Origin of the sequence: Schaalia sp. ZJ405 (assembly GCF_011038885.2) — a bacterium.
GTDB lineage: Bacteria > Actinomycetota > Actinomycetes > Actinomycetales > Actinomycetaceae > Pauljensenia.
The window spans coordinates 2,009,112-2,033,424 of record NZ_CP064952.1 but is presented as its reverse complement, the minus strand read 5'-3'; the positions used below and the strand labels follow the sequence as shown (position 1 = coordinate 2,033,424).

General features: G+C 60.3%; 24 protein-coding genes. 14 read left to right on the top strand and 10 right to left on the bottom strand.

The annotated features are described in order from the left end of the window. Positions 1-242 precede the first annotated feature (242 nt). The 6 genes from purD (at position 243) to G7Y41_RS08620 (ending at position 6,636) form a co-directional block, all read left to right on the top strand. Positions 243-1,577, top strand: a complete 1,335-nt coding sequence (purD, locus tag G7Y41_RS08645; protein ID WP_165315612.1) for a phosphoribosylamine--glycine ligase — start codon at positions 243-245, stop codon at positions 1,575-1,577. Between the two features lie 47 nt (positions 1,578-1,624). Next, positions 1,625-2,587: a phosphoribosylaminoimidazolesuccinocarboxamide synthase gene (locus G7Y41_RS08640; RefSeq protein WP_165315611.1), complete on the top strand. Its 963-nt coding sequence runs from the start codon at positions 1,625-1,627 to the stop codon at positions 2,585-2,587. 103 nt (positions 2,588-2,690) lie between these two features. Next, complete coding sequence (locus G7Y41_RS08635) at positions 2,691-2,972, top strand: phosphoribosylformylglycinamidine synthase subunit PurS (RefSeq protein WP_165216631.1); 282 nt, start codon at positions 2,691-2,693, stop codon at positions 2,970-2,972. Then, the gene (gene purQ, locus G7Y41_RS08630) at positions 2,969-3,679 is read left to right on the top strand and encodes a phosphoribosylformylglycinamidine synthase subunit PurQ (protein ID WP_165315610.1); all 711 of its coding nucleotides are present in this window, start codon (positions 2,969-2,971) and stop codon (positions 3,677-3,679) included. Before G7Y41_RS08635 ends, purQ begins: the two co-directional genes overlap by 4 nt. A gap of 51 nt (positions 3,680-3,730) precedes the next feature. Then, positions 3,731-6,121, top strand: a complete 2,391-nt coding sequence (gene purL, locus G7Y41_RS08625) for a phosphoribosylformylglycinamidine synthase subunit PurL (RefSeq protein ID WP_165315609.1) — start codon at positions 3,731-3,733, stop codon at positions 6,119-6,121. A 125-nt stretch (positions 6,122-6,246) separates the two neighbouring features. After that, entirely contained in the window at positions 6,247-6,636 is a 390-nt protein-coding gene (locus tag G7Y41_RS08620; RefSeq protein ID WP_165315608.1) for a sterol carrier family protein, read from the top strand. A 42-nt stretch (positions 6,637-6,678) separates the two neighbouring features. Here G7Y41_RS08620 and G7Y41_RS08615 read toward each other — a convergent pair whose 3' ends face one another. Continuing rightward, entirely contained in the window at positions 6,679-6,939 is a 261-nt protein-coding gene (locus G7Y41_RS08615; protein ID WP_165216624.1) for a DUF4235 domain-containing protein, read from the bottom strand. A 222-nt stretch (positions 6,940-7,161) separates the two neighbouring features. On the opposite strand from G7Y41_RS08615, the gene G7Y41_RS08610 reads away from it, so the two are divergent. Continuing rightward, positions 7,162-8,475, top strand: a complete 1,314-nt coding sequence (locus G7Y41_RS08610; RefSeq protein ID WP_165315607.1) for a type 2 periplasmic-binding domain-containing protein — start codon at positions 7,162-7,164, stop codon at positions 8,473-8,475. 99 nt (positions 8,476-8,574) lie between these two features. Here the strand turns inward: G7Y41_RS08610 and G7Y41_RS08605 are convergent, their stop codons facing one another. The 3 genes from G7Y41_RS08605 to G7Y41_RS08595 form a co-directional block, all read right to left on the bottom strand. Continuing rightward, entirely contained in the window at positions 8,575-9,894 is a 1,320-nt protein-coding gene (locus G7Y41_RS08605) for a DUF4921 family protein (protein WP_165315606.1), read from the bottom strand. Positions 9,895-10,004: 110 nt separating this feature from the next. Next, positions 10,005-10,415: an ACT domain-containing protein gene (locus tag G7Y41_RS08600; protein WP_165216619.1), complete on the bottom strand. Its 411-nt coding sequence runs from the start codon at positions 10,413-10,415 to the stop codon at positions 10,005-10,007. Between the two features lie 84 nt (positions 10,416-10,499). After that, positions 10,500-11,345 (bottom strand): aldo/keto reductase, encoded by an 846-nt coding sequence (locus tag G7Y41_RS08595; protein ID WP_165315605.1) that lies wholly within the window; start codon positions 11,343-11,345, stop codon positions 10,500-10,502. Positions 11,346-11,553: 208 nt separating this feature from the next. Here G7Y41_RS08595 and G7Y41_RS08590 point away from each other — a divergent pair, with 208 nt between their 5' ends. The 4 genes from G7Y41_RS08590 (at position 11,554) to G7Y41_RS08575 (ending at position 16,442) form a co-directional block, all read left to right on the top strand. After that, a complete protein-coding gene (locus G7Y41_RS08590) occupies positions 11,554-12,246 on the top strand; it encodes a hypothetical protein (RefSeq protein ID WP_165315604.1) in 693 nt (230 codons plus the stop codon). A gap of 81 nt (positions 12,247-12,327) precedes the next feature. Beyond that, positions 12,328-12,927, top strand: a complete 600-nt coding sequence (locus G7Y41_RS08585; RefSeq protein ID WP_165216614.1) for a PadR family transcriptional regulator — start codon at positions 12,328-12,330, stop codon at positions 12,925-12,927. Continuing rightward, positions 12,927-13,676 (top strand): ABC transporter ATP-binding protein, encoded by a 750-nt coding sequence (locus tag G7Y41_RS08580; protein ID WP_165216613.1) that lies wholly within the window; start codon positions 12,927-12,929, stop codon positions 13,674-13,676. Before G7Y41_RS08585 ends, G7Y41_RS08580 begins: the two co-directional genes overlap by 1 nt. Positions 13,677-13,691: 15 nt before the next feature. Further along, entirely contained in the window at positions 13,692-16,442 is a 2,751-nt protein-coding gene (locus tag G7Y41_RS08575; RefSeq protein WP_165315603.1) for an ABC transporter permease family protein, read from the top strand. Positions 16,443-16,528: 86 nt separating this feature from the next. Here the strand turns inward: G7Y41_RS08575 and G7Y41_RS08570 are convergent, their stop codons facing one another. The 4 genes from G7Y41_RS08570 to G7Y41_RS08555 form a co-directional block, all read right to left on the bottom strand. Then, positions 16,529-16,942 (bottom strand): RNA-binding S4 domain-containing protein, encoded by a 414-nt coding sequence (locus tag G7Y41_RS08570; protein ID WP_165315602.1) that lies wholly within the window; start codon positions 16,940-16,942, stop codon positions 16,529-16,531. A gap of 47 nt (positions 16,943-16,989) precedes the next feature. After that, positions 16,990-17,961 (bottom strand): hypothetical protein, encoded by a 972-nt coding sequence (locus G7Y41_RS08565; RefSeq protein WP_165315601.1) that lies wholly within the window; start codon positions 17,959-17,961, stop codon positions 16,990-16,992. 115 nt (positions 17,962-18,076) lie between these two features. Further along, positions 18,077-18,763, bottom strand: coding sequence for a hypothetical protein (locus G7Y41_RS08560; protein WP_165315600.1), 687 nt, complete (start codon positions 18,761-18,763; stop codon positions 18,077-18,079). Next, positions 18,760-19,176: a DUF2510 domain-containing protein gene (locus tag G7Y41_RS08555; RefSeq protein WP_165315599.1), complete on the bottom strand. Its 417-nt coding sequence runs from the start codon at positions 19,174-19,176 to the stop codon at positions 18,760-18,762. Before G7Y41_RS08555 ends, G7Y41_RS08560 begins: the two co-directional genes overlap by 4 nt. Before the next feature lie 69 nt (positions 19,177-19,245). On the opposite strand from G7Y41_RS08555, the gene G7Y41_RS08550 reads away from it, so the two are divergent. Next, positions 19,246-20,814 carry an aspartate:alanine exchanger family transporter gene (locus G7Y41_RS08550; protein WP_165315598.1) on the top strand — a complete coding sequence of 523 codons (1,569 nt, stop codon included), beginning with the start codon at positions 19,246-19,248 and terminating at the stop codon, positions 20,812-20,814. A 215-nt stretch (positions 20,815-21,029) separates the two neighbouring features. Next, on the top strand, positions 21,030-21,461 hold the full coding sequence (locus G7Y41_RS08545) for an organic hydroperoxide resistance protein (RefSeq protein WP_165216599.1): 432 nt from the start codon (positions 21,030-21,032) through the stop codon (positions 21,459-21,461). A 70-nt stretch (positions 21,462-21,531) separates the two neighbouring features. Here G7Y41_RS08545 and G7Y41_RS08540 read toward each other — a convergent pair whose 3' ends face one another. Continuing rightward, positions 21,532-22,836 (bottom strand): M18 family aminopeptidase, encoded by a 1,305-nt coding sequence (locus tag G7Y41_RS08540; protein ID WP_165315597.1) that lies wholly within the window; start codon positions 22,834-22,836, stop codon positions 21,532-21,534. Positions 22,837-22,879: 43 nt separating this feature from the next. Here G7Y41_RS08540 and G7Y41_RS08535 point away from each other — a divergent pair, with 43 nt between their 5' ends. Next, positions 22,880-23,731: an aldo/keto reductase gene (locus tag G7Y41_RS08535; RefSeq protein WP_165315596.1), complete on the top strand. Its 852-nt coding sequence runs from the start codon at positions 22,880-22,882 to the stop codon at positions 23,729-23,731. 101 nt (positions 23,732-23,832) lie between these two features. Here the strand turns inward: G7Y41_RS08535 and G7Y41_RS08530 are convergent, their stop codons facing one another. Beyond that, entirely contained in the window at positions 23,833-24,285 is a 453-nt protein-coding gene (locus tag G7Y41_RS08530; RefSeq protein WP_165315595.1) for a GNAT family N-acetyltransferase, read from the bottom strand. Positions 24,286-24,313 lie beyond the last annotated feature (28 nt).

Here is a 24,313-nt window from a genome sequence, read left to right as displayed (position 1 = left end):
TCACCTGAGAGGGCCTGTGGCCGGGGAAACCCGGCCACAGGCCCTCTGCTTGTGAATCGGGGGCTGCGTCGCATGTCGCATACGTTCGGGCCTATAGCCCTACCTTCGCGGTGTGCCGCAGTGATGCCGAACGTCGCTTTTCGAGCAAAAACAGCCGTCGGCAGTGCCCAATAAAATGTGACGTCTGCCGGGAAGTGTCTCATGCGGCACGGAGAGGCCCCAGCCACAGGTAGCCTATGGGTGTGAAGGTCCTTCTCGTAGGAAATGGGGGGCGCGAGCACGCGCTCGCCCGAGCGCTCGTACGTACGTCAACCGACCAGAACCCCGTTGAACTTGTTGTTCAGGCGGGTAACCCCGGGTTAGAACCCCTGGGACGGTCCGTTGTTTTCAACCCTCTTGACCCTCAAGACGTCGTGTTCCGTGCAACGAGCGAGAACGTCGACCTCGTTGTTGTTGGTCCGGAGGCCCCGCTTGTCGCCGGTGTTGCCGATGCCGTCCTCGCCCACGGAATTCCTGTTTTTGGTCCAACGAAAGCCGCCGCTGAGCTTGAGGCCTCGAAATCCTTCGCGAAAGACGTCATGATCGAGGCCGGAGTCGCGACGGCGCGCGCCTACACATGCACGACTCTTGACCAGGTGGACGCGGCATTCAATGACTTCGCAGCCCCCTTTGTTGTCAAGGATGATGCTCTGGCCGCGGGCAAGGGAGTTGTTGTGTCCTCCGATCGTGAGACGGCACGCGCGCACGCGCAGGCATGTCTTACGCGCGAGGGTGGAAAAGTGGTTGTTGAGGAATTCCTTGACGGTCCCGAAGTGTCTCTCTTCTGTCTCAGTGACGGACAGAACGTCGTTCCTTTGGTTCCCGCCCAGGACTTCAAGCGCGTCGCAGATGGCAACGAGGGACCGAACACGGGAGGCATGGGCGCATATTCACCGCTGCCGTGGCTGCGCGAGGACGCTGTCGATGAGATTGTGCGCACGGTTGCTCAGCCAACGGTCGACCGCATGGCGCAGCGTGGGACACCCTTCGTGGGGCTTCTCTACTGCGGCCTCGCAATGACATCGCGTGGGATCCGCGTCGTTGAGTTCAATGTCCGTTTCGGCGATCCGGAAACTCAGGTCGTCCTCGAACGCTTGGACTCACCTCTGGGTGAGCTGCTGTACGCCGCGGCAACGGGAGCCCTCGACTCACTTCCTGCTCCCGTGTGGAGTTCAGATGCGGCGGTCACCGTTGTCATGGCGTCCGGTGGATACCCAGGGCCAACGGACACCGGTCATGAAATTTCAGGGATTTCCCAGGCCGAGGCACTTCCCGGTGTCCACGTGATCCACGCAGGAACGGGAGAAACCATCGTTTCGGATCCCGCGGATGTTGCCGCGGGGTGCTGTGGATTCGAGCCCGATGTGCGCCTGGTGAACACGGGAGGTCGCGTGCTCGACGTTGTTGGGCGCGGTTCGAGTGTCGAGGATGCGCGGCGCACCGCCTACGAAGGTGTTGCGCTTATTCACTTCGACGGAGAACACCATCGCAGTGATATCGCAACGTGGCCTGAGGAACTGAACGCTAACCGCAGCTGACCGCAGATCGCAGACTCACCGGGGCAAGGGACGTGAAGGAGAGCACGATGGACAATCTGGAACTATCGGGATGGACGCATCTGAGTGCTGGGAAGGTCCGTGAGATTTACGTCCCCGCGAGCACGTCCGCTGAGGGGGCCACGTCTCACAGCGAGGACGTGACGTCGGTGGACGCCGGTGCGCCCCGCGCAGCGCATGACCGTCTCCTCATGGTGACAACGGACCGGATCAGCGCCTATGACGTTATTCTTCCGACGCTGATCCCCGACAAAGGCAAGATCCTCAACCAGTTGGCGATCTGGTGGATGGGTCAGATGAGCGACATCGTGGACAACCACCTCATTGCGACGGACGCCCCCGATGTTCCCGAGCAGGTTGCCGGCCGTGCGGTTGTCTGCAAGGCCCTCGACATGATCCCCATCGAATGTGTGGTTCGCGGCTATCTCACCGGGTCGGGGCTGGTGGAGTATCGAGAAAAGCGCGCGGTATGCGGCGTCCCCCTTCCCCCCGGTCTCACCGAAGCATCCCGTCTTGAGCAGCCAGTTTTCACTCCCGCAGCAAAGGCCGAGGTTGGCGACCACGACGAGAACATTACCTTTGACCGCGCCGCACAGATGGTTGGCCGCGACGTTGCCGAGAAGCTCCGCGACCTCTCTTTGGCTATTTACGACAAAGCGCGATCGATTGCCGCTGAGCGTGGGGTGATCCTCGCTGACACGAAGTTCGAGTTCGGTATCGATCCAGAAAGCGGAAAGATCGTCCTCGCTGACGAAATCCTCACCCCCGATTCCTCGCGTTTCTGGCCGGCCGACCAGTGGGTCGAGGGACACGCAACTCCGAGCTTCGATAAGCAGTATCTGCGTGACTGGTTGACATCACCCGCATCCGGGTGGGAGAAATCCAGCTCCGAGCAGCCACCACAGTTACCTCAAGACGTTGTTGCTGCCACGCGAGACCGCTACATCGAAGCCTTTAAGAGGATTACCGGCACAGAGCCGGTTCTCTCATGAGTCCGACACCGCATGCCGAAAGCCGGCGGCGATGACATCATCAGACTGTTGGTCAAGAACACCACCACCGAAATTAGGAAGCACCAAAACAAGGAGGAACGCCGTGGGGCGAATCATCGTGGAAGTGATGCCGAAGCCGGAGATCCTAGACCCGCAGGGGAAAGCAGTGAGTTCGGCGCTGCCGAGGCTGGGGATTTCTCGCTTCACTGCCGTTCGTCAGGGCAAGTGCTTCCACCTGTCCGTGGACGGCCCCGTCACCGACGAGCTTCTCGCTGACGCACGTCGCGCCGCCGAGGAAGTTCTCTCCAACCCGATCATTGAAGACGTCGTCCGTGTTGAGGCTATTGACGAGGACGACCCGCGTTACGCGGGAGGCACCAAGTGACCCGAATCGGTGTAGTCACCTTCCCCGGCACTCTTGATGACCGCGACGCGGCACGCGCGGTTCGACTCGCAGGTGGCGAGTCCATTGCCCTGTGGCACAAGGACGCAGACCTCAGAGGCGTTGACGCCGTGATTCTCCCGGGTGGATTCTCCTACGGCGACTACCTGCGCTGCGGAGCGATCGCCGCGGTTGCTCCCGTCATGGGGGAGGTCGTGCGCGCCGCCAAGTCAGGTATGCCTGTTCTGGGGATCTGCAACGGCTTCCAGGTGCTGTGTGAATCTCATCTGCTTCCCGGCGCGCTGATTCGCAACGATCATCAGAAGTTCTTCTGCCGTGATCAAGTTCTTCGCGTTGAAAACCCGGATACTGCGTGGACAGCGCTCTATGAACGAGATGAGATCCTCACTGTTCCGTTGAAAAACGGCGAAGGAAACTTCCAGGCTTCGCCTCAGGAGCTTGAGCGGCTTGAAGGTGAAGGACGCGTTGTGTTTCGATACGTTGATCTCAACCCCAACGGTTCCGCCAATGACATCGCCGGAATCACGAATGACCGCGGTAACGTCGTTGGCCTGATGCCTCACCCTGAGCATGCGATCGAGGCTGGCTTTGGTCCGCTGAGTACCGATGAGCATGGCGCATCCGCCGGGCACGGCGGCACGGAAGGCCTGAAGATCTTCCAGTCCGTTCTTCATGCTCTTGTTGGCTAAGCGCTGCCCAACCCTCGTCCTCGTCCCCGCGTAGAAACGAACGGAAAGCACATGACCGTTGAATCCACCCCCACTACTTCACGCGAGCATCCCGACACCGTTGAGGATGCCGCAGCAACCCCAACCAAGGACATGCCGTGGAAGGAACTCGGCCTCAAAGAGGACGAGTATCTCAAGATCTGCCACATCCTTGGCCGCCGTCCGACGAACGCCGAGCTCGCCATGTACTCGGTGATGTGGTCGGAACACTGCTCCTACAAGTCATCGAAGAAACACCTTGCCGAGCAATTCGGCGCCCGCACAACCGATGAGATGCGTCGTCACCTCCTCGTTGGCATGGGCCAGAACGCCGGAGTTGTTGACATTGGCCGCGGATGGGCTGTGACCTTCAAGGTTGAATCCCATAACCACCCGTCCTTCGTTGAGCCCTACCAGGGTGCAGCCACAGGTGTCGGCGGAATCGTCCGCGATATCATCTCGATGGGTGCCCGCCCTGTTGCCGTCATGGATCAGCTGCGTTTTGGCGCCGTCGATCATCCTGATACCGCCCGCGTTGTCCACGGCGTTGTCTCCGGTGTTGGTGGCTACGGAAACTGCCTGGGCCTGCCGAACATCGGTGGTGAAACCGAATTTGACCCGTCCTACCAGGGCAACCCCCTGGTCAATGCCCTATGCATCGGAACGCTTCGCCACGAAGATATTCACCTGGCGAACGCCACCGGTGAAGGCAATCTCGTTGTGCTGTTCGGAGCGCGCACCGGCGGCGACGGCATTGGTGGTGCGTCGATCCTCGCGTCGGAAACTTTCGAAGACGGGATGCCAGCGAAACGCCCATCCGTGCAGGTCGGCGACCCTTTCATGGAGAAAGTCCTCATCGAATGTTGCCTTGAACTCTTCCACGCAGGTGTTGTTCAAGGAATTCAGGACCTCGGTGCCGCAGGTATTTCCTGCGCGACCTCGGAGCTTGCGTCCAACGGTGATTCGGGCATGCACGTCGACCTCGAAAATGTTCTCCTGCGTGACCCGACGCTGACCGCCGGTGAAATCCTCATGTCGGAATCCCAGGAACGCATGATGGCGATCGTCACCCCCGACGACCGCGACCGTTTCTTCGAGATCATCGACAAATGGGATGTTGAAGCCGCCGTCATCGGTCACCTCACGGGAAATGGACGCCTGACCATCGACCACTTCGGTCAGCGCATCGTTGACGTCGATCCGAAGACCGTTGCCCACGACGGACCCGTCTACGATCGCCCCTACGCGCGCCCCGCCTGGCAGGACGCCCTTCAGGACGATTCCTCGAAGCGACTGGCTCGCCCGGATACTGCGGTGAAGCTCATCGAAGATCTCAACGCTGTTCTCTCGAACGTCAACCAGGCCTCGAAGAGCTGGATTACCGACCAGTACGACCGCTACGTTCAGGGCAACACAGCCCTCGCTCAGCCCGACGACGCGGGTGTGATCCGTGTTGATGAGGAATCTGGCCTCGGTGTTGCACTTTCAACCGACGCGAACGGCTGGTACACGAAGCTCGATCCGGCTGAGGGAGCGAAGCAAGCGCTGGCTGAGTCCTACCGTAATGTCGCCGTTGTTGGCGCACAGCCAGTGGCGATCACCGACTGTCTGAACTTCGGTAACCCCGAGGATACGGATGCGATGTGGCAGTTGGTCACCGCGATGACCGCCCTGTCCGATGGATGTGTTGAACTGGGGATCCCGGTCACCGGTGGTAACGTCTCGCTGTACAACTCATCCGGCACCGAGAAAGGGCTGCCGACCTCGTCAATTAACCCCACGCCGGTTGTTGGTATGCTCGGCATCCTTCAGGACGTGACCCGTGCGAATCCCTCGGGCTTCACCGAGGAAGGGCTTGCCGTGGTCCTCCTGGGAGACACGTACGACGAGTTTGATGGGTCTGCGTGGGCGCGCATCGTTCACGATCACCTCGGCGGGCTCCCGCCGAAGGTCGACCTCCAGGCCGAAGTTGCCCTGGGCAATGTCATCCGTGCGCTCAGCGAACATGACGGGCCCGATGGTCGTCCCCTCGTGCGCGCAGCTCACGACCTGTCAAATGGCGGCCTCGCTCAGACGCTCGTTGACTCGTGCCTACGTTTCGGTATCGGTGGTTCCTTTGACCTGTCGCAGATCGCCGGCGCTGACGGCATGGGTGACTTTGAGAAGTTGCTCAGCGAATCTCAGGCACGCGCCATCGTTGCTGTTGCCGAGGAAGCGCTCCCCGCGGTCGTTGCTGCGGCCGAAGCCGAAGGCGTGACAGCACAGCGCATCGGAACGACCGGTGGCGACATGCTGGCTGTGACCGGCACCGACCTCCTGGCAGAGGAAGGTTTCGAGACCGGCTGGATTGTCTCCATCGAGGACTTGCGTTCTCAGTCGGAGTCTGCGCTGCGCACTCGCTTCTCAGAGAGCACTCATCGCTGAAACAGTTCGGGGGCTGGTCACGTGTGGTGACCCGGCCCCCGAACCGTTGGCGCCCCTACGCTGCGATGCCATAGGAGCGATGAGCGCCTGCGGTGGAGTCAGTGGATGTGGCGAAAGGATCAGTCGTGGCGAAGAGAAAAATTGATCCAGCCGATGGGATGAGGGCTGTGGCCGCGTGGGTTGAGCAAGGGGACGACACTGCTCGGCGCACACTGGCGACCGCAGTGCGTTTTACCCTCGAAGAATTGGGGATCCTCTATCCGGGCCGCAGCGTTGAAGTTCGCGTGCCCCCCGCTGGCGCCGTCCAGATTCTTCAGGGAACAACACACCGGAGGGGAACCCCTCCGGCGGTTATCGAAACGGATCCCCACACGTGGCTGGAATTGGTCACGGGGCACACCGACTGGGCGGAAGTCACCAAAAACGGGCGTGTCGTGGCATCAGGGGAGCGAACCGACCTGTCCGCTTACCTTCCCCTCGACGGCATCGGCGTGCCCGGGGAGCACAAGGCATAGAGGGCCGATGATGGTGGGTGCGGTGCGCGCGCACCACACCGCTTAGGCCTCGATACCGGGCTGATTACCCGGTCCGTACCACTTCTTCGCACCACGAATCGCGTAACGCTGCGCAACGGAAACAACTGCGGCGGAGGCAGCAGCGAAAAGGACGAGGGAGACCAGCGACGCCTCATCCTGGTCTTCACGCGGAATATCGTGCCCTGTCACGGCCTTCCAGCCAAACTCCGTTACTTTCGATGCAACGAGGGCAGACAAACCGAGAGCAGCAGCACTGGCGATCTTCCAACCGAGATCTTCCATGATATTCCTTCCGTCAATACCAACGAATTCACTTCGTCATCTAATCATGCCGCAATATGGCTCACAGTGCTTCACGCCGAGGAAGATCCGCCGATTTTGCTGAGCTCCCACCTACACTGTGCCTGGCAGGGACGAGGACGCGGTCGTTTGCCCACTCTGGTATCCCCACGACCGCCTGTCCCAACGCGCATTGTCACCACCGAACCGAGGGAGGACAAAGGCATGATCGCTCAACCACTAAAAACACTGGCCGAGCGCCTCCGAGCGATGTCGGTTCTGCGTGTGGGCGCCTCGGCCTCGGCCCTGAGCCTTATTGTTGCGGGATGCTCCCCGTCGGTGTCCTCGAACGCCCCCGATAACCCCTTTGATCACGCGATCCTTCCCGGGGGCTATGCAGCGGGATCCGACGGCGCACAGAGCGGCCAATCCGCTGAGCCTCACCCACGCAAAGGACACGGTGAGGTCACTCTCGCCCTCATCGGTGGTGCTCGCCTCCCCGAGGAAGTCGCTCAACAATTCACAGCGGAGACGGGATTTACTCTGTCGGTGGTGGAAGTGGAATCGGCAGCTGACCTGGAGCATGCTCACGCCGATGTCGTCGCTGGGCTTGATGCAACGGATGCGGGAAGTGCAGCGAGCGCAGGAACAATCGCGTCAACGACACCCGAGGATACGCGGACCCCGGAAGGCACTGAACTCCCGCAGGCTCTCGCCGGTGTTGCCTACGGACGAGACGACGTGTGCGTCATCGCTGATTCCCGGTGGTTTAGTGCCAATGCTCTGCCCCTGCCAACGAGCCTTGCTGAGCTGTCAGCAGCGGACGCACCGAAACTCAGTGTTCCGGATCCGAAAGTGACAAGTATTGGACGTTCTTTCACCCAATCCATTGGGATGGCAACGAATGGCACAGTCGACGACTGGGTGAAGAACGCTCAGCACGCACTCACCGTGACCCCCACCGCCGCGGATGCGATTCGAGCATGGACCGGCGCGCGGGTGATTCCTCAAGCCTATTGGACCCGCCTGGCGCTCACCCCGGGTATCGGTGCCCACGATTCCCCGGTCCCCGGAGATTTAGGGGACACGGCTGCATCTGACAAACCTGCCTTGAGCACGTCCGAGGGTGACTCCGCCGGACATTCGAGCCGGGCCGAGGAAGATGCGGCCTCGCCCTCGTCAATCCCTCTTGTTGTTGCGCCACGTTCGCTTGCGACCCTCGCACTCAATAACTCGGGAAGCGAAAGTGTTGCCGCGCCGATTCCCGCGACGTGCGTCAAGCGCATCCTGTATGTCGCATCGGGACCTGCGGCCAGTGACGGAGCAGAGTCTTTCATTGCGTGGCTGAGTACTCGGCGAACGCAAAGAAGCCTCGCCGTTGCCGGTGCCATCGATCCAATGAACGAGGACGTGCGCGCCGATACCGCCGCGCAGTGGTTCCTCACGGCCGACCCTTCAGTTGGCGATCTCGACTCCGCGGCGATTGAGGCAACAGCCACATGGGGTGAACTGTGGGCCAGGGGACTGGCAGCACATTAAAACGCAACGACCCCGTTTCAGCGCCCCGGGCGACGCCTAGCAGAAGGACGCACAGCTGAAAGTGGTGAAGAGACGCAGAGCTCAGGTACTGCCGGTGACTTAATCGCGGAGCATTTCCGGTGTCACGCGGCATTCCTCACCAATGCGCATGGGGGCAACGAGGCCGGCCTCGCGCATCTGCAGAAGACGAGGCACGGTGCGTTCAACAACTTGCCACGGGTCGATTGTGTTGAGGTAGATGCGCGTTCCACCCTCGAATCCGGCAAGAGTTGAGATCCTCCATTTGAGGAGGATCCGCCACCGCATTGGCGTGTGAACCGTTGGGGGACGGTGATACCACTCTTCGTTACACGGAACCTCGTGTCCGGTGGCAGCGTGGGCGGCGTGAAGAATGTCCGAAATCCCTCGCATCTGCTCGTCGGATACTTCCCACGGGTTGCGGGGGCTTCCCAGCGGCCACACCGCGATCCCTGGGAAACGATGGCCAAAGCCCGCAAAGGCAACGGCGTGATCGTTTTGTGCGATGAGGAGTTTGCGGGTGGCTCCGACCTTGAAAATCTCATCGTAGATTCCCGGCTCCGAACGCAGTCGGTCAAGCTCAGCCTGAGTCTGAACGGCGAGAGCATCAATGGCCACGAGCTGCTTGTGGAGATGATCGAAGGAAGCTCCTGCGGGTTTGAGCCAGTTCTGGAAGGTCGCGACGTAGCGCACCGCCGGGTCAAGGGAATACAGGTCCTGCATTGTGCGGGCCGTGTAGTCCGTGTAGTAGTAGTGTTCCTCAGGCGTCAGTGTGCCCGAACTTGCCAGCTGCGTGTTGTCCGTAGCTGAGTCAACGTAGTGACGCCGCGCAACAATGAGGTCGTGTCCCCCGGAGAAGAAACCGTTGGCGTGGCTGAGCCTCTGGGAATCAGACATCGCATCGAATTCTTCCTGGGAGGATCCCGATGCCATGAGGCGAGCCCGCACGAGTCGCATGACGTGGTCGTAACCGGCGGGGGAGGCGAGGTACTCCGCCATCCGGGTCTGCTCTGCCTCGGAGGGAACGTGCCCGTGATTGAGGTGCCAGTAGTTGTACGACACGATCTCAAAGAGGTTCGGGATGCGGCGGAACTGCGCTGTTGTCTGGGAGAGCTGCTCGGCGGGTAGGTGAGAGAGTTCCTCCCATGATCCGTCCTCGCGCGTAATCAGCCGAGACTTCTCCGGAGGTGTCTCAAGATACTTTTTCTCACAGAACGCGCAGAATTCACCGTGACGATCGGCGGAGATTGGCGCTGGATCTGGATGCGGAGTCGACAGTGGTCGGTGTCCGCGTCCGGGTACCGTCCACACCTCTGTTCCGGTGAGGAGATTCTGCTGTTTGACGGTTCCGTCAGCCAATCGCACGATCGCACGGTCGGCACGTGAAAGCTCCTTTGCCATATCCCTCAGCCTACTCGTTCCCTCCGGTGTTTCCTGCGATCTCTTGCCCGCCGTCGCGAAGATCCCTATTCGCCACGTGCGTTCCTTGGGGCGTGACTGCGGCGGCGTCGTTAGCCGCGAGGAAGCCACCCCTGCGCGTTCTTTGCCAGGTCGGTGAGGGTTGCAACGGCTTCGTTCGCCCGATCAGCTTGAACGAAGAGGTGATCGTGATGGACGCAGGTAATGATATTCGCAACAATCGAGCGTGCCGTCATCAGCTGCGCGATAGTCGCCGTGATTCCAATGGAATCCAGGTTCGCGTCGAGGCCGAGGATGACCTGCGCGTAGGTCTTTGATACGTCAAGGCCAATGGATTGGGCCTGAGACTTCTCAACAACAATGGTGTAGCCGTCGTCGTCGTGAATGACGGCGAAGGGATCAATTCCGCTGGGAACGTGATCGAGGTGGGCGAAGACATATTCGTCTCCGGGAGTTGCTTTAAGAGTTGACAATGCATAATCAAGATCCGGGGATTGAGCCATATGGTGACTCTATCGCGGACTTGGGGTCACAGTCGCTTCGGGGACTTCTTCTGGTCCACATGTTGACCAGCGCACAATGGATCCCTAGATGCGGTTAAGGGTGCGTGGATGCGAACCGGTTCGCCCCTCTTCTCCCTCGTCTAATGCGTCAATACGGGCGATGTCGGCTGCGCTGAGCTCGAAAGAAAAGACATCGAGGTTGCGTTCCTGGCGACTGGGAGTGACGGACTTGGGGAAGACAACATCCCCGCGCTGAATTGCCCAACGTAAAGCAACCTGAGCTGCACTCACCCCGTACGCGTTCCCAATTTCGCTCAGCGTCGGGTCCGATGCGGCGCGTCCGCGTGCCAGGGGAGACCACGCCTCGGTGACCATCCCCAGCTGCCGAGCGTAGTGTCGGGTCTGGTTATTCGCGAAGAATGGGTGCGCTTCGATCTGTAAGACGTGAGGGGTGATCCGCGCGATGTCAAGGACGGCATCAATGTGTTCGGGCTCGTAATTTGACAACCCGATGGCGCGGGCTCGCCCCTGGTCGTAGAACTCTTCGAGAACTGGCCAGGGCAAGGCGACATCGCCGTTGTATCGCAGGGGCATCGGCCAATGAATGAGGAAGAGGTCAACGTAGTCGGTCCGAAGATCAGCGAGGGTACGATCAAATGACGAACGTGCGTCGGAGGGCTCATGATTGCCGTTGTTAAGTTTCGAGGTGATGAACAGGTCCTGGCGAGGGATCCTCGAATCAGCGATCGCTCGTCCGACCTCGGCCTCGTTCCCATACATTTGCGCGGTGTCGATGTGACGGTATCCCACAGACAGGGCGTGGGATACAGCCTCGTACACGCCCTCGGTCACTTTGTACGTGCCGAAACCGAATTGGGGGATCGGGGTCCCTGTTGGCAGTTGCAGTGTCGGGATCGACGGCGTGGACATGAGGCTCCTTGGGGGATCGGCTGACGCGGCTGCGGGTTTCCTGGCTGCGGCTTGTGTCTCAGGATAGCTGCGAAGCACCGGCCTAGCCTGGTCGCGGGTGGCGTTGGGGTCGCGGGCAGCGCTGGGGATGGGGAGTCAATCCGAATTGAGGATGAGAGTGGCTCGCCAATGTGCGGCGGCGAGGAGCGTACATGCGTAGAGTAAAACTATGGCACGAACGAGTGGGCGGGTTCCGGCATTTACGGATCAGCAAATCGAATTGGGATTCTGGTTTCTTGTGGGATGGACGAGGACGAGCGCGGCCGAGCGCGAGGAGATCGTCAGCTGGGCGCGCACGCAGGAACGTCGGGACGAGGACGAGCAGGCAATCCTTCCGCTGTGTGAAAAGAACCGGGTGGACGAGGACGAGCGCGCACTCATCCTCGCACTGATCGCCTGGGCACGTCAGTCAGCGGCCGTGAAAGAATGCCCGAGCGTATCGGTAGGGAAAATTGATGCGGCGAGGGCGGAGATTCTCGCGCGTTGGCGAGTGGAATCTCACAGAGGGGCACTGGTGTGGCCTCCGAGGAGTCGAACTATTGCGGTGAGGCTCGGTGATGGCAACTGGGCAGATGCGCTGCGGCGCTTTGACATCCCCGTATCTCCGGTTGGTCGTCAGCGAGGAAGCGGACGCTTTACCTCGGAGAGTTTCCGGTCGGCATTCGCGGAATTCTTAGAGTTTTGTCAACGACAGCAGGAACCGGTGACGCTTAATGGCTACGGACGTTGGTCGGGAAGTGAACGGGAACGCGGACGTGCGGAGGTGCCGTCGCTTGCGAGCGTTCGACAGCGTTATGGAACGTGGATGCGTGCTCTCCAAGAACTTGAAGAATTTTCGTGTCGTTCTCAACAAGAGTCTTGAGCATTCATTCGATAAAATAATTACTCTTGTACCGCAACTGATCAGCAAGCATGCGATGGTCACCGTGAAATGGAGTACCGAATGTCAGTGAGAAACGCCCTCCTTGCACTTGTCGCCCAGCAGCCTGCGGGTGTGTATCGACTCAAGCAGAGGTTCGAGGAACAGACCTGTGGGGCGTGGCCCCTGAACATCGGTCAGGTGTATCAGACGATGCACCGACTCGAACGTGACTCCCTTGTGACGTCACATGCGGAGACGAACGCAGGTCGTGACTCCGAGGTGTTCGAATTGACGGATGCGGGGCGCGAGCTGCTGGAAACATGGTGGTGCACCCCGGTGTCACGCGATCAGCCCGAGCGAGATGAGCTTGTCATGAAGCTTGCTGTCGCCGCAGCTGACCCCACTGTGGACGTTGCCGGTCTCATCCAGACTCAGCGTCGTGCAACGCTGGGGGCTCTGCGCGATGTCACTCGGCTCAAGGCCAGTGCGGATGAGGGTGAGTTCGCCTGGCAGCTCATCCTTGAGCGCCACATCTTCGACCTCGAGGCTGAGCTTCACTGGCTTGACCACATCGAATCCGGTGCAGTCAATGAAGCTGCACGTCGGGCGGCGTTTGCTTTGTCGAAGGGACGGACTCAGACCTGGTCTGAGGATGTTATCGCGCAGTCGCAAGGTGTCTGATGACTCTTCCCCCGGATCTCGTACGCATCGTTGATGTTGGCCATGAGTATGAGGACGGTCGCACCCGGAATATCGTTTTGACGGGGATCAATCTCACCGTGGCTCCGGGAGAGTTCGTTGCTGTCATGGGGCCGTCAGGTTCTGGAAAATCCACTCTCCTCAACCTCGTTGGGGGACTGGAAAAACCCAGCTGGGGTGATGTGTTCATTTGCGGACACAAGATCAGCGACATGGATGCGATGCGTCGCGCAGCATTTCGACGTTCCACGATCGGGTATGTGTTTCAGGAGTTCAACCTCATTCCGTCGCTATCCGCCGTTGAAAACGTTGAGATACCGTTGCAGCTCAACGGTGTGCCCGGACGCCGCGCACGGGAAGAAGCGCTCGCGGCGCTGGACGAGGTCGGGGTTGGGGATCTCGCTCACGAGTTTCCTGATCGCCTTTCGGGCGGACAACGCCAGAGAATATCGATCGCCCGAGCGATCGTCGGTGATCGGGCGATCATTCTGGCCGATGAGCCCACGGGCGCTTTAGACTCACGCAACTCAGAGCAGATCATGCGGCTTCTTCGTGAGCGTATCGACCGTGGTGCGGGCGGAATCCTCGTGACCCACGAGGCGCGCTATGCGGCGTGGGCAGACAGAACGGTGTTCCTGCGGGATGGGCTTTTCGTTGACCGTTTAAGCAGTGATTCTCTTGAGAACCTGCGTCTGGAGTCAATGGATCGCCGCTTCCGCCACGGCGAATAAGGGCTGGAGATGCGGATGAGCAGTGATCGTTCGTGTTTTTCACGGTACGTCGCCGTTGCGCGGATTGCCCGACGCGACCTCTGCAAGAACCCGAAACGCACGGCCGTGGTCGTCCTCCTCATCGCTGTGCCAGTCGCTCTCGTCTTCGGTGCCCTCACTGTCTGGGATGCGATGAATTCGCCCCTTTTTCTTTCATCCCAATGGCTGGGCCGTTCCAATGACGTACAGGCCGCGGTCCTTCGGGTGTCCTCGGAACTCCTCAGTCGCGACCCGGCGCTCCAAGCTGCGCTGGAGCGACAAGGGGATCGCTCCTCGATGCATTTTGACCCGTCCCAGCGCAATGGACTCCCCGTGGACCTCACGGTGCCGGACCTGCTCAACGTTCTACCGCACAGCAATTCGATCAGCGAAGTCGACGTGATATCTCATGTCACAGCGACAACCGAAGACGCGGAGAACCCCTTCGTTTTCCCCTCGGCAACTCAGCTGGGGGATCTCAACGTCCCAGGTCTCGACTTTTCGGCGAGCCGGGAATCCCTGTCAACGGGAGAGGCGATTATTTCGCAGGACGTTGCCGCCGCACTCAACGTGTCCGCGGGAGATCGGATTCATCTGTCTGCAACGGTGAAATCTGGGGGACTGCCTAAACGTATGCTCACTCGAGCACAGATCGCTGAGATCGTCGACGGGGAACGAATCCTTGCTTTCGGATCCGGCACCTTCAATCTCGATCCGATGGCGGTGGCAGCCGAAAACTACTCCCTCTGGTACGTCAAAGGCCGAACGCCGGTCACCTGGGAAAACGTTCGATCGCTCAATGAGCTCGGCTTCATTGTGGTCTCCCGTGCTGTGCTAACAAACCCGCCACCGCGCTCGGAGCTGTCCAACGGCCTCGGACAGGCAACAACGGGAGGGACGGAATACTTCTCGTGGTCGCGGACCCTGAAAATCGGGGGATTCGCACTTCTGTTCCTTGAACTATTCATGCTGGTCTCTCCCCTCCACGCCGCTCAACAGCGGTCCTTGACACGGACCCTGGCGATTATTTCGGCAAACGGCGGTGACCGACGGGTCCGCCAGTGGATGATGCTGACCTACGGTCTACTCATCGGACTCATTGCCTCGGCGGTAACACTCCTCCTCATCGTTGTCGCAGGGCTCATCATTTCGTCGGTCCTTCACGTCGGTCTCTTCGTTATTGACTGGACACCGGCTGTCCACGCTCTGCTGACTCCGCTTGGAGTCTCACTGGCTGCATCCGTGGGTCCGGCGCGTTCTGCTTCACACATTGACGCCGCGCGCATCATGTCAGGCAGGACATGGTTCCCATCGCGTCTCGTCCGTCGACACGCGTGGTATCCGATCGCATTATCTGGCGCAATCATCCTTATCCTCATTGCCGCGTGGTGCGGAAACCTGTGGGTCTTCCTTCTCGGGCTTCTCCTTTTCGAGGCCGGTCTCATCGGCTCAATTCCATATCTTTTCAATCGCTGGCGCTTCCGCATGCGTCGTGTCTCCGTTGGCTTCCGCATCGCGATCCGCGACGCAGTACGCAACGGTCATCGAACCTTCCCCGCGATGGCCTCCATGATGACGACGGTGTTCCTTGCATGTGCGATGCTCATTGGCTGTCACTCGGCAAATTCCGCCGTGTGGAACTCCGACGCTCACCTCGGCCACCAGGGCGAGGTCTTTGTGTCGGATATCGACCAATCAGACACCGTCGCAGGGATGCGGACACGGCAGGAACGGACAATCCGCTCAATCGAAGCAGTCACTCAGATTGACAGTCAGACTGAGCTGCGTGGGATGGCGTGGACATCTGGAATCGACGGACCACCGTACGCTGTCGAAGTGATCCCCCCGAACGGTGGAACACCGGTGAGCCTGTCGGCCAAGGCCTCGCCCATGCGCGAACTCGACCTGGTGTACGTCGTTGACGACGGAACCTACCTGGAACGTTCGGGAATTGCTCGGGGCGCTCAAAAAGCCCAGGCGATCCAGATGCTTCGCTCCGGTGGTGTATTGGTCCCAGAAGACGGCCTGATCAGCGACGGACGAGCCCGCGTGAGATCCCTGAACCTGCGGGGAATGTCGATGAGCACCGCGCACACGGACATTCAGGCAAAGTCTAAGACCATTCACCTGATGGAAGAGACATTCCCAGCGCAGGTATTCACCCATCTCAACGTCGTGGTTCTGTCCCCCGAGGCGGCAACGAAACTCCGCGTTCCGGCACGCCCTCTGGGACAGTTGCTTGAGCTGCGCAATCCGGTGAGTGCTTTTGCTGCCAGCTCTTTCGAGGTGATGATTGAAGCCCGATCCCCGGGAGGGGACGTCACGGTGATCTCTCCGACGACACTGTCATTCCTCGTCCCCTATCTCGCGGCTATTCTTGCCATCATTGCAGCGGCATCAACCATTGCCCTGGTTGTCACCCTCGCGGCTTCGGACATTAGAACCCACTTGGAAACCCTTGACGTCATCGGGGCCTTCCCCGAGTTACGTCAGCAGGTGACGGTGTTCCAAGGGCTCATTCTTGCGATGAACTGTATTCCCGTGGCCGTTGTTTCGGGACTATTCGTCGGGTTCTTCGCGACGATCACGGTGTCGAGGGCGGGGCTGATCCCCGAGCTCAGTGACATGATTCCGGTGGTTCCCTGGTCAATTCTTGCCACGCTCCTCGTGGGAATTCCGGTGCTCTCCGCTCTCGTTGCGATCGTGCTGACACCCAGTCGCCGGCCCCTCGAACGCCGGGTGGACTAGCCTCGTCCTCGTCCTCGTCACCACTCACCATCTGCGCAGATGGGAACGGTGAATCTGGCGTGAGGATCGTGAGCAGAGACCTCTTCTTAGCTGCGTTGCCGCGAATCGCGCCCACGGAGGCGATCGAGTTCGCGACGTTCTTTCTTCGTGGGACGACCGGTGCCGCGCTCTCGGGTCGCCACAGGAATGAAGGGCAGACGCGAGCGAGCGGGAGTGAGGTCTTCGTAGCATTCACGTGCCTGGGGTGCTCCGACGCGTTTGAGGAGAAGTCCCGTGACGCGCAACACCCTGTCAAAACCGTCGACCCGCAGCCGTACCTCGTCACCGACGCGGAGTTTCTGCGAGGCCTTTGCGGTGTCTCCGTTGACTTTGACGTGACCGGCACGCGCCGCCGACGTTGCCTGCGATCGAGACTTCAGCTGCCGCGTTGCCCACAGCCACGTGTCGACACGCACGGAATCGCCCGTTGGGAGAGGATGCGAGGGAGAAGCCGAGGTCATGCTCTGATCGTAGTTGACTCGACCACTGCGCGTCCTTGGGGGCGAAGTCACATCTGCGGACTCAGAGTCCCCACACACATTCGGGGTCCTGACAGCGCAAGCACCGCAGCGGCATTGAAAGCGCACACAGTCGCGATGATGGCCTTGCGCGTTGCCCGATGAGAATCCCCGGTCGACATCCCCTGCGGGAGATCCGCGCTATGAGCGGTCAGGAAGAAATCGGCGATAGCGTCGGCCGCCCACACGTCGACAACGAAGGCCTGCCCGCCAAGAACCTCATGGAGAGCTTGAGGATTCACAGTTGTTCGAGGAATACGGTTCGCAATGACGGCAACTTCTGCGTGCGGACCAGCGGCAACGGGAATCGGTGTGGACGCGTAGGCGGAAATGATTCCCGCAAGATCGGCACCCGTGGGAAGAGTCAACGACACTGAGGAACACGCGGTGAACACCTGCTCGGGAACATCCGTCAGAGGGATCCCCCAGGCCGCCATGAGCTCTGCGACGGCGTCGGGAACTTGCCCGATGATCGCGATGATCGAGGCCAGGGAATCGAGAGCGCCGCAACCGGAGTCATCGCCCGCGCTGGCGTCGGCGCTGTGACAGGAAACGTCGTGCCCAGCTTCGCGCAACGACGAGCAGAGCATGGACAACCAAGAGGGGCTCCACTGCTCGAAATCATGGGACACGCGTTGCACGGGGATGCGCGTCAGATCCTGCGCGGATGCCAGGGATGACGGGCGAAAAACCCGCGTGAGTAAAAGGTCGACGATCCACGTTGACAGCGTCCCACCGGCGAGGCGCGGGCGCAGTGCGGCGCGACTGGTCACGGTGTCCCCCGAAGCAGACGTCTGGGACACGATCATGGGGCGACCGTCAATACATGCCGAAGGGTAGGACTGCTCAACGGGGACCAGCACCTTTTGAGGATCGCTGACGATGAGGCGAAGGGCCGCATCGATGCGGTCAACGTCGCCCTCGGCGGGCTGAATGTGTCCGATCGTGCCTTTGAGGGTCATAGCATCCTTTCGTTGCGGATTTGAGGGGGCGAAGAACTGACTGTGCCGAGTGGACCCGGTGGGGAATATCGGGGGGCTGCTCGCCCTCGACTCTGAGGGTGACGGGGGGGGATGTCTAGTGCGGCCACCAGGACGACAGCTTCGTCGAACAGTAGCGAGCCTCGGGGACGCTCATCGGAATCTGTGTCTCCCACGCAACGGGCGTCCCATCGAGAGGAACTGAATCCACCTCAACCGTCGTCGACGCAATGGGGGTATCGTCGGCGTTGCTGGCAAAGACCAACGCATCAACCCACATATCGACCGCTGTGAACCGTGAGAACGCATCTGAGGTCTGCACCGAAACCGTCCCGGTGATCGTCGCAGTTGCGTCAGAGGTTAGCCGACATGAGGTGATCTCCTGAGTGAGCAGTGACTCCAGCGGAGCCTTGATCACAGCTTGTGCGAGAGCCACTAAATCAGCACAGGTTTCCTGGGTGCGGTCCTGCGCAAGGTCAGAAGCCCGGGCGTACGCATCAGATAATTCGGCGAGATTCTCGCGATTCTCCCGAGTCATCTGCGAGCACCAGCGATGTGCCGCTTTCGTTGTTAACACGTCAGCTAACTCATCGCGGACTTGCGTTGTTTCCTGCGTCAGTGACCTCACTTCCGCCTGGGTCTGCGATGTGCGCTGGGTGACTTCGTTGAGCGTGGCGTAGGTCGTGGCAACGCGGGCACCTCCCACGAGGCTCGCACCAAGTCCGGTGACGAGGACGAGCACGCCACATCCCCGCAAAAGCAGATTCCCTAAGGCACGACTCATTGGCGTTCCTTTTCTAGCTGCTGTTTCACAGCATCAAGTCCAGACTGAGCGGCTTCGAGCGCTGACTGTGCCGCTTCTTCCTCAGATTCGGCGCGACTGATCTGAGAGTCAAGAACGAGGGACAGTCCCCACAGTGCTGCTGCAACAACCAGGGAAAAAACAGCGAAAACCCAGATGACAGTGCTTGCGGTCGAGCGCCTGCGTTGATGAGTCACCGGTGACGCGCCGTGGCCTCCGGGCGTGAGGAAAGCCGCGGCCTCGTCCTCGTCCCCATCCCATGAGGACTCCACCGAGGTCGCTGAAGCGCTGGAGGGAAGATCCGCAACCTGAGTCGTCCAGGAATCGCCATCCCACCAGCGTATCTTCCGGGGATTTTCGGGGTCTGGATACCATCCCCGTTCCGGTGTACTCACGAGTCCTCACACTAGCCTGAAATCAGGATGCATGACGACCGAAAGTTCAGGAGCCGATAGGCTGAGTACATGGCATCCGTACTCGCAGGCAACCCACTACTGACGCTATTCCTTGTCGTGGGGATCGGCGCGATCCTCGGGGCAATCCGCTGTGGTCCGCTGCGATTTGGTGCCGCAGGAGCCCTATTCGTTGGGCTCGCGGTGTCGGCATGGAATCCGCAAGTCGGCAACGGAATGGAGATCGTTCAACAGATCGGTCTGGCGTTCTTCGTGTACACCGTTGGCATCGGAGCGGGGGCAACATTCTTCGCTGACCTGCGCAAACAGACCAATCTCCTGATGTCCTGCGCAGTGGTCTGCATCCTTGGGGCCGTCGTGGCAATCGTTGGAGGCCACCTCTTGGAACTTCCCAAGGGTCTGACAATGGGACTTTTCACGGGGTCCTTGACCGCCGCCCCCGCGCTCGACGCCGCGACCCGAGTCACCGCAGACCCCAACGCGGCTGTTGGCTATGCCTTCGGATACCCCATCGGTGTCATCGTGGGAATCCTTGTTGTCACGATGACGGTCACGCGGACATGGGTGGGAACCAAAGACACGCCCTCGCTTGCCGGTCAGGGACTGGACACCGTGACTGTGCGCGTCACCCGCGACGTCAACACCCGCAACATACCGGCGTGGAAAGAGCAACGCATCCGGATGTCCTACCTGCGTCGCAATGACCGCACGCGCGTGGTGATCCCCGGTGAAGACCTCTACACCGGAGACTTCGTTCTGCTTGTGGGCGACCGAGTAAACCTTGACGTTGCGGTACCAACCATCGGTGAAGCTGTTGAACATCATCTCGAGGACGACCGATCCGATGTGGCTTTCGAGCGAATCCTTGTGTCTAATCCCGACGTCGCGGGACGCACAGTGAGTGAACTCAACGTCGCCTCGAAATTCGGTGCGGTGATCACTCGCGTGCGACGCGGAGACCTCGACCTTCTTGCCCGTGATGAACTTGCCGTTCAGCTGGGGGATCATCTGGCTGTGGTCGTGCCGACGAACGAACTTGAGGACATCCAAAACTGGCTGGGAGACTCCGAGCGCCGCGTCGCTGAGGTTGACGCAATGGCCTTTGGAATCGGCATGGTTTTGGGCATGCTCCTAGGGGCCGTCCCCTTCCCGATGCCCGGTGGGGAATCCTTCCAACTGGGGTCCGCCGCCGGCCCGCTGGTTGTCGGGATGCTTCTGGGGGCGCTGCGACGGACAGGCCCTCTCGTGTGGACACTTCCCGCCTCGGCAAACCTGACGATCCGACAGATCGGTCTCATGCTGTTCCTCGCGGCCCTTGGGTTGAACGCCGGACCCGAGCTGGCTGGCATCCTCACTTCCGACATCGGGTGGAAAGCCGGGGTTCTTGCGGTGGTCATCGTGACGATCTGCTGTATCGCACAGGCCTTTGCTGGAAAATTCATCGGATTGTCTGCGCCGCGCACCGCCGGAGGTGTTGCCGGTTTCCTCGGCCAGCCGGCTGTGCTTCAGGCAGCCGATGCTCGGGTTGTCGACGAACGCATCGAAGCGGCGTATGCGACGCTCTTCGCCTTTTCAATCATCATCAAAATTTTCCTTGTCCCCCTGATCTGGAGCCTGTGATCTGGCGGGGCCATTGGGCCCGTCACCTCTGACACCGGACAGTCCCCGGCCGATCGGTGCGTTTTCCTGCGTGAATGGGGACGAGGACGAGCTGTTTTCTCGCCGATGGTGATCGTTGCCCACCCCGATGATGTGAGGATCCATCACCTGCTTTCTCATCGACCAATGTGTGATCAGCAGTGGCAGGAAACACCGGGTGATGGTGTGATGGACGTATGAATACACCACAATCGATCGCATACTCAGTGACCGCACAATCAACCGGAGGCCGCGGCGGACAGGCCGTGACCACCGATCCGGAACTCACCCTTGACCTGCGCGCTCCACAGGAACTCGGAGGTCCCGGTGGAGGCGCAAACCCCGAGCAGCTTTTCGCTATGGGATATGGAGCGTGCTTCCAGGGTGCGATGGGTCTTGCCGCGAAGGAACTTGGAACGTCAACAACTGACTCGGTTGTTCGCACCACCGTCGGAATCGGTCCCGAAGGTGATTCCTTTGCCATCAGCGTGAATATTGAGGTCTACATTCCCGGTGTTCCACGAGATGAGGTTCAGCGCCTCGCCGACCGCACGCATGAACTGTGCCCCTATTCCAAGGCGACTCGCGGGAATGTCCCCGTGACAGTGACCGCCATCGAATCGCTGTGATCACGACCAACGCGCGGGTGATCCGGTTCTCCTTACGGATCACCCGCGCGTTTTCATGCTGCCAGGACCGTCATGCGCCTCGCCAGTAGCTTTCAAGCACGCGCGAGAGACCGAAGAGATCGTCAACGTGGCTCATCTCCCGAGCCGAATGCATCGACAGCAATCCAACACCGACATCAACCGTGAGAATCCCCAAGCGGGTCGCGGTAATTGGTCCGATCGTTGAACCGCACGGCACCGAGTTATTCGACACGAAATCCTGCGTTGCAACGCCCGCGTCACGACATGCCCGCTTCCACAGAGCAATGCCTTCGCCGTCGGTGGCGTAGTGCTGATTCGCGTTGATCTTGACAATCGGGCCTCGGCCCATCACCGGATGATTATTCGGGTCGTGACGATCCGAATAGTTTGGATGAACCGAATGGGCGGCATCTGCGCTCACGCATGAGGACAATGCCAGCATCCGGCCGTGTCCGTCCTCGTCCCTTCCGAGGGCGAGGCTGGTGCGGCGCAGCACAGACTCAAGAATAGGACCGGCCGCGCCCGTCCTCGTTGCCGAACCAACTTCCTCATGATCGAAGCACATGAACACGCTCACGTCCCCAGCCTGGGGAATCCCTGAGGCCGCACGGCGTTCCATCGCGGTGAGGCCAGCGTGAACCGAAGACAGGTTATCTTGCCGCGAAGAAGCGACGAACTGGGCATTCTCACCGAAAACTCCCGGACCTTGAGCCGTTGTGAGCACAAGGTCACTCGACGCAATATCGTGCGCACCCGACAACCCCGCACATTGGGCAACAACGTCCATGAGTGAGGACTCAGGGGAATCGACGGTCCACACGGGATGAAGATGACGCTGCGGATCCAACCTCAGGCCATCCGGGTTGACACCGCGATCAAGGTGAACTGCCAGCTGGGGGATACGTGCAAGAGCACCCGTACGAACGAGGTGAGAGGTCCCGGAATGATCAATGACGCGACCGGCGACAACTAACTCCCGGTCAAGCCACGAATTCCACAGCATCCCGCCGTACACCTCAACATCAATGAGTCCCCATCCGTCTGCGGTTCGCGACTCAACCGACGGTTTGACAACGAACGCGGGGGAGTCAGTGTGTGCTCCGACAATGCGGAATCCGGCATCCGTGGGAACCTCGTGGGGAACGAACCAGGCGGCAACAGCTCCCGCGCGCACCATGACGTGACCGCCGGGGCTGGCATCCCACGGTTCGTGTTCGTCCTGACGGCGGAATCCGGCATCTTCAAGACGCTGAGCAACGAGGTCGGCTGCGTGGTAGGACGACGGTGAATCGAGAAGGAAGTGCTCGTAGTCAACGGTATGAGATTCGGTGGGAGTGAGTTCAAGGAAAGCCATAGACCTATGGTAGGCCTCAGCCCGGCACGTTATGCTCGGTCATATGACAACGACGCCTTCACAGATCCCCACGTACACTCTCAACGACGGGACCACCGTACCCGGGATTGCGCTGGGAACATATGGACTCAATGGTTACGCCGGTGTTGACGCGATGGTTGCGGGGATCCGCGCAGGGTATCGTCTCGTGGATTCGGCGTTCAACTATGAGAACGAGGGCGCATTAGGCGAAGCCGTTCGAGCGTGCGGCGTTCCCCGTGAGGAGCTTCGTTTAACGTCGAAGCTCCCGGGCCGTCATCACCGCTACGAGGAGGCTGTGCGGACAGTCGAGGAATCCCTCATGCGCGCGGGCCTGGACTACTGGGATCTGTACCTGATTCACTGGCCGAATCCCCGCCAGGAACTTTACGTTGAAGCCTTCGGTGCGCTTGTCGATCTGAAGAGACGAGGGCTGATCCGGTCGGTGGGGGTGTCGAACTTCCTCCCGGATCATCTTCAACGAGTTCGCGACGACGTCGGTGAATGGCCATCCGTTAACCAGATTGAGCTGCATCCGTATTTCCCGCAAAACGAGCAGGTGGCTTACCACAATGACAGGGGGATCGTCACCGAAGCATGGAGTCCTCTCGGCCGCAAGCTACGCATTGTTGACGACCCCGTGGTTGCCGCGATCGCCGAGGAAACGGGTCGCAATGTCGGTCAGGTTATTATCCGATGGCACGTGCAGCAAGGCATTATTCCGCTACCGAAGTCGGCATCCCCACAGCGCATGGCATCGAATCTTGACGTCTTCAGTTTCGAGCTGTCTGATGAACAGATGACGCGACTGACGGATTTGGCTCGTCCCGATGGGCGTTCGAATAACCAGGACCCCGCTGTCTACGAGGAGTTCTAACCCCCCGAACGCGCAGTGCGGAGTTTCGGGGGCGTTCCTGTGAGCGCGCAGCGTTGAAGCGCCGCGCGGGGGACCTTATCGTTGAGATGAGGCGCAGAACCTCAGTCGAGGCAAACGCGATAAACGTTTGTCTCTCGCAGGGCGAAACCTGAACGCTGGTAGAGCCGATTCGCGGCCTCACGCGATGGTCGGGACGTGAGGTCAACGGTACGTGCGCCGACCTCCTTTGCCTGAGCGAGGGCAGCTTCGACGAGGGCCTGTCCGGCGCCGTGACCGCGGGCGGCCTCGTCAACAACAACGTCCTCGACCCACGCGCGCACGCCGGTGGGAATCTCAAAGGTCGCCAGAGACAGCATCCCGAGGATCGGACGGTCCGTCTGACCGGAAGCTGGCTGGTCCGGGCGGAACACAAAGAGGAAAACCCCGGGCTGCGCGACGAAACGCTCGCATGCGTCGGCATCCATCGGTTGGGCCGAGCGTGAGAGCTGAGGGATGAGACGCTGCATGGCGTCAACAAGCTCGGGGGTGGATTCGCTGAGGATTTCAACGCTCATAGGAACTCCTGGGGATCGTGATCTGCGG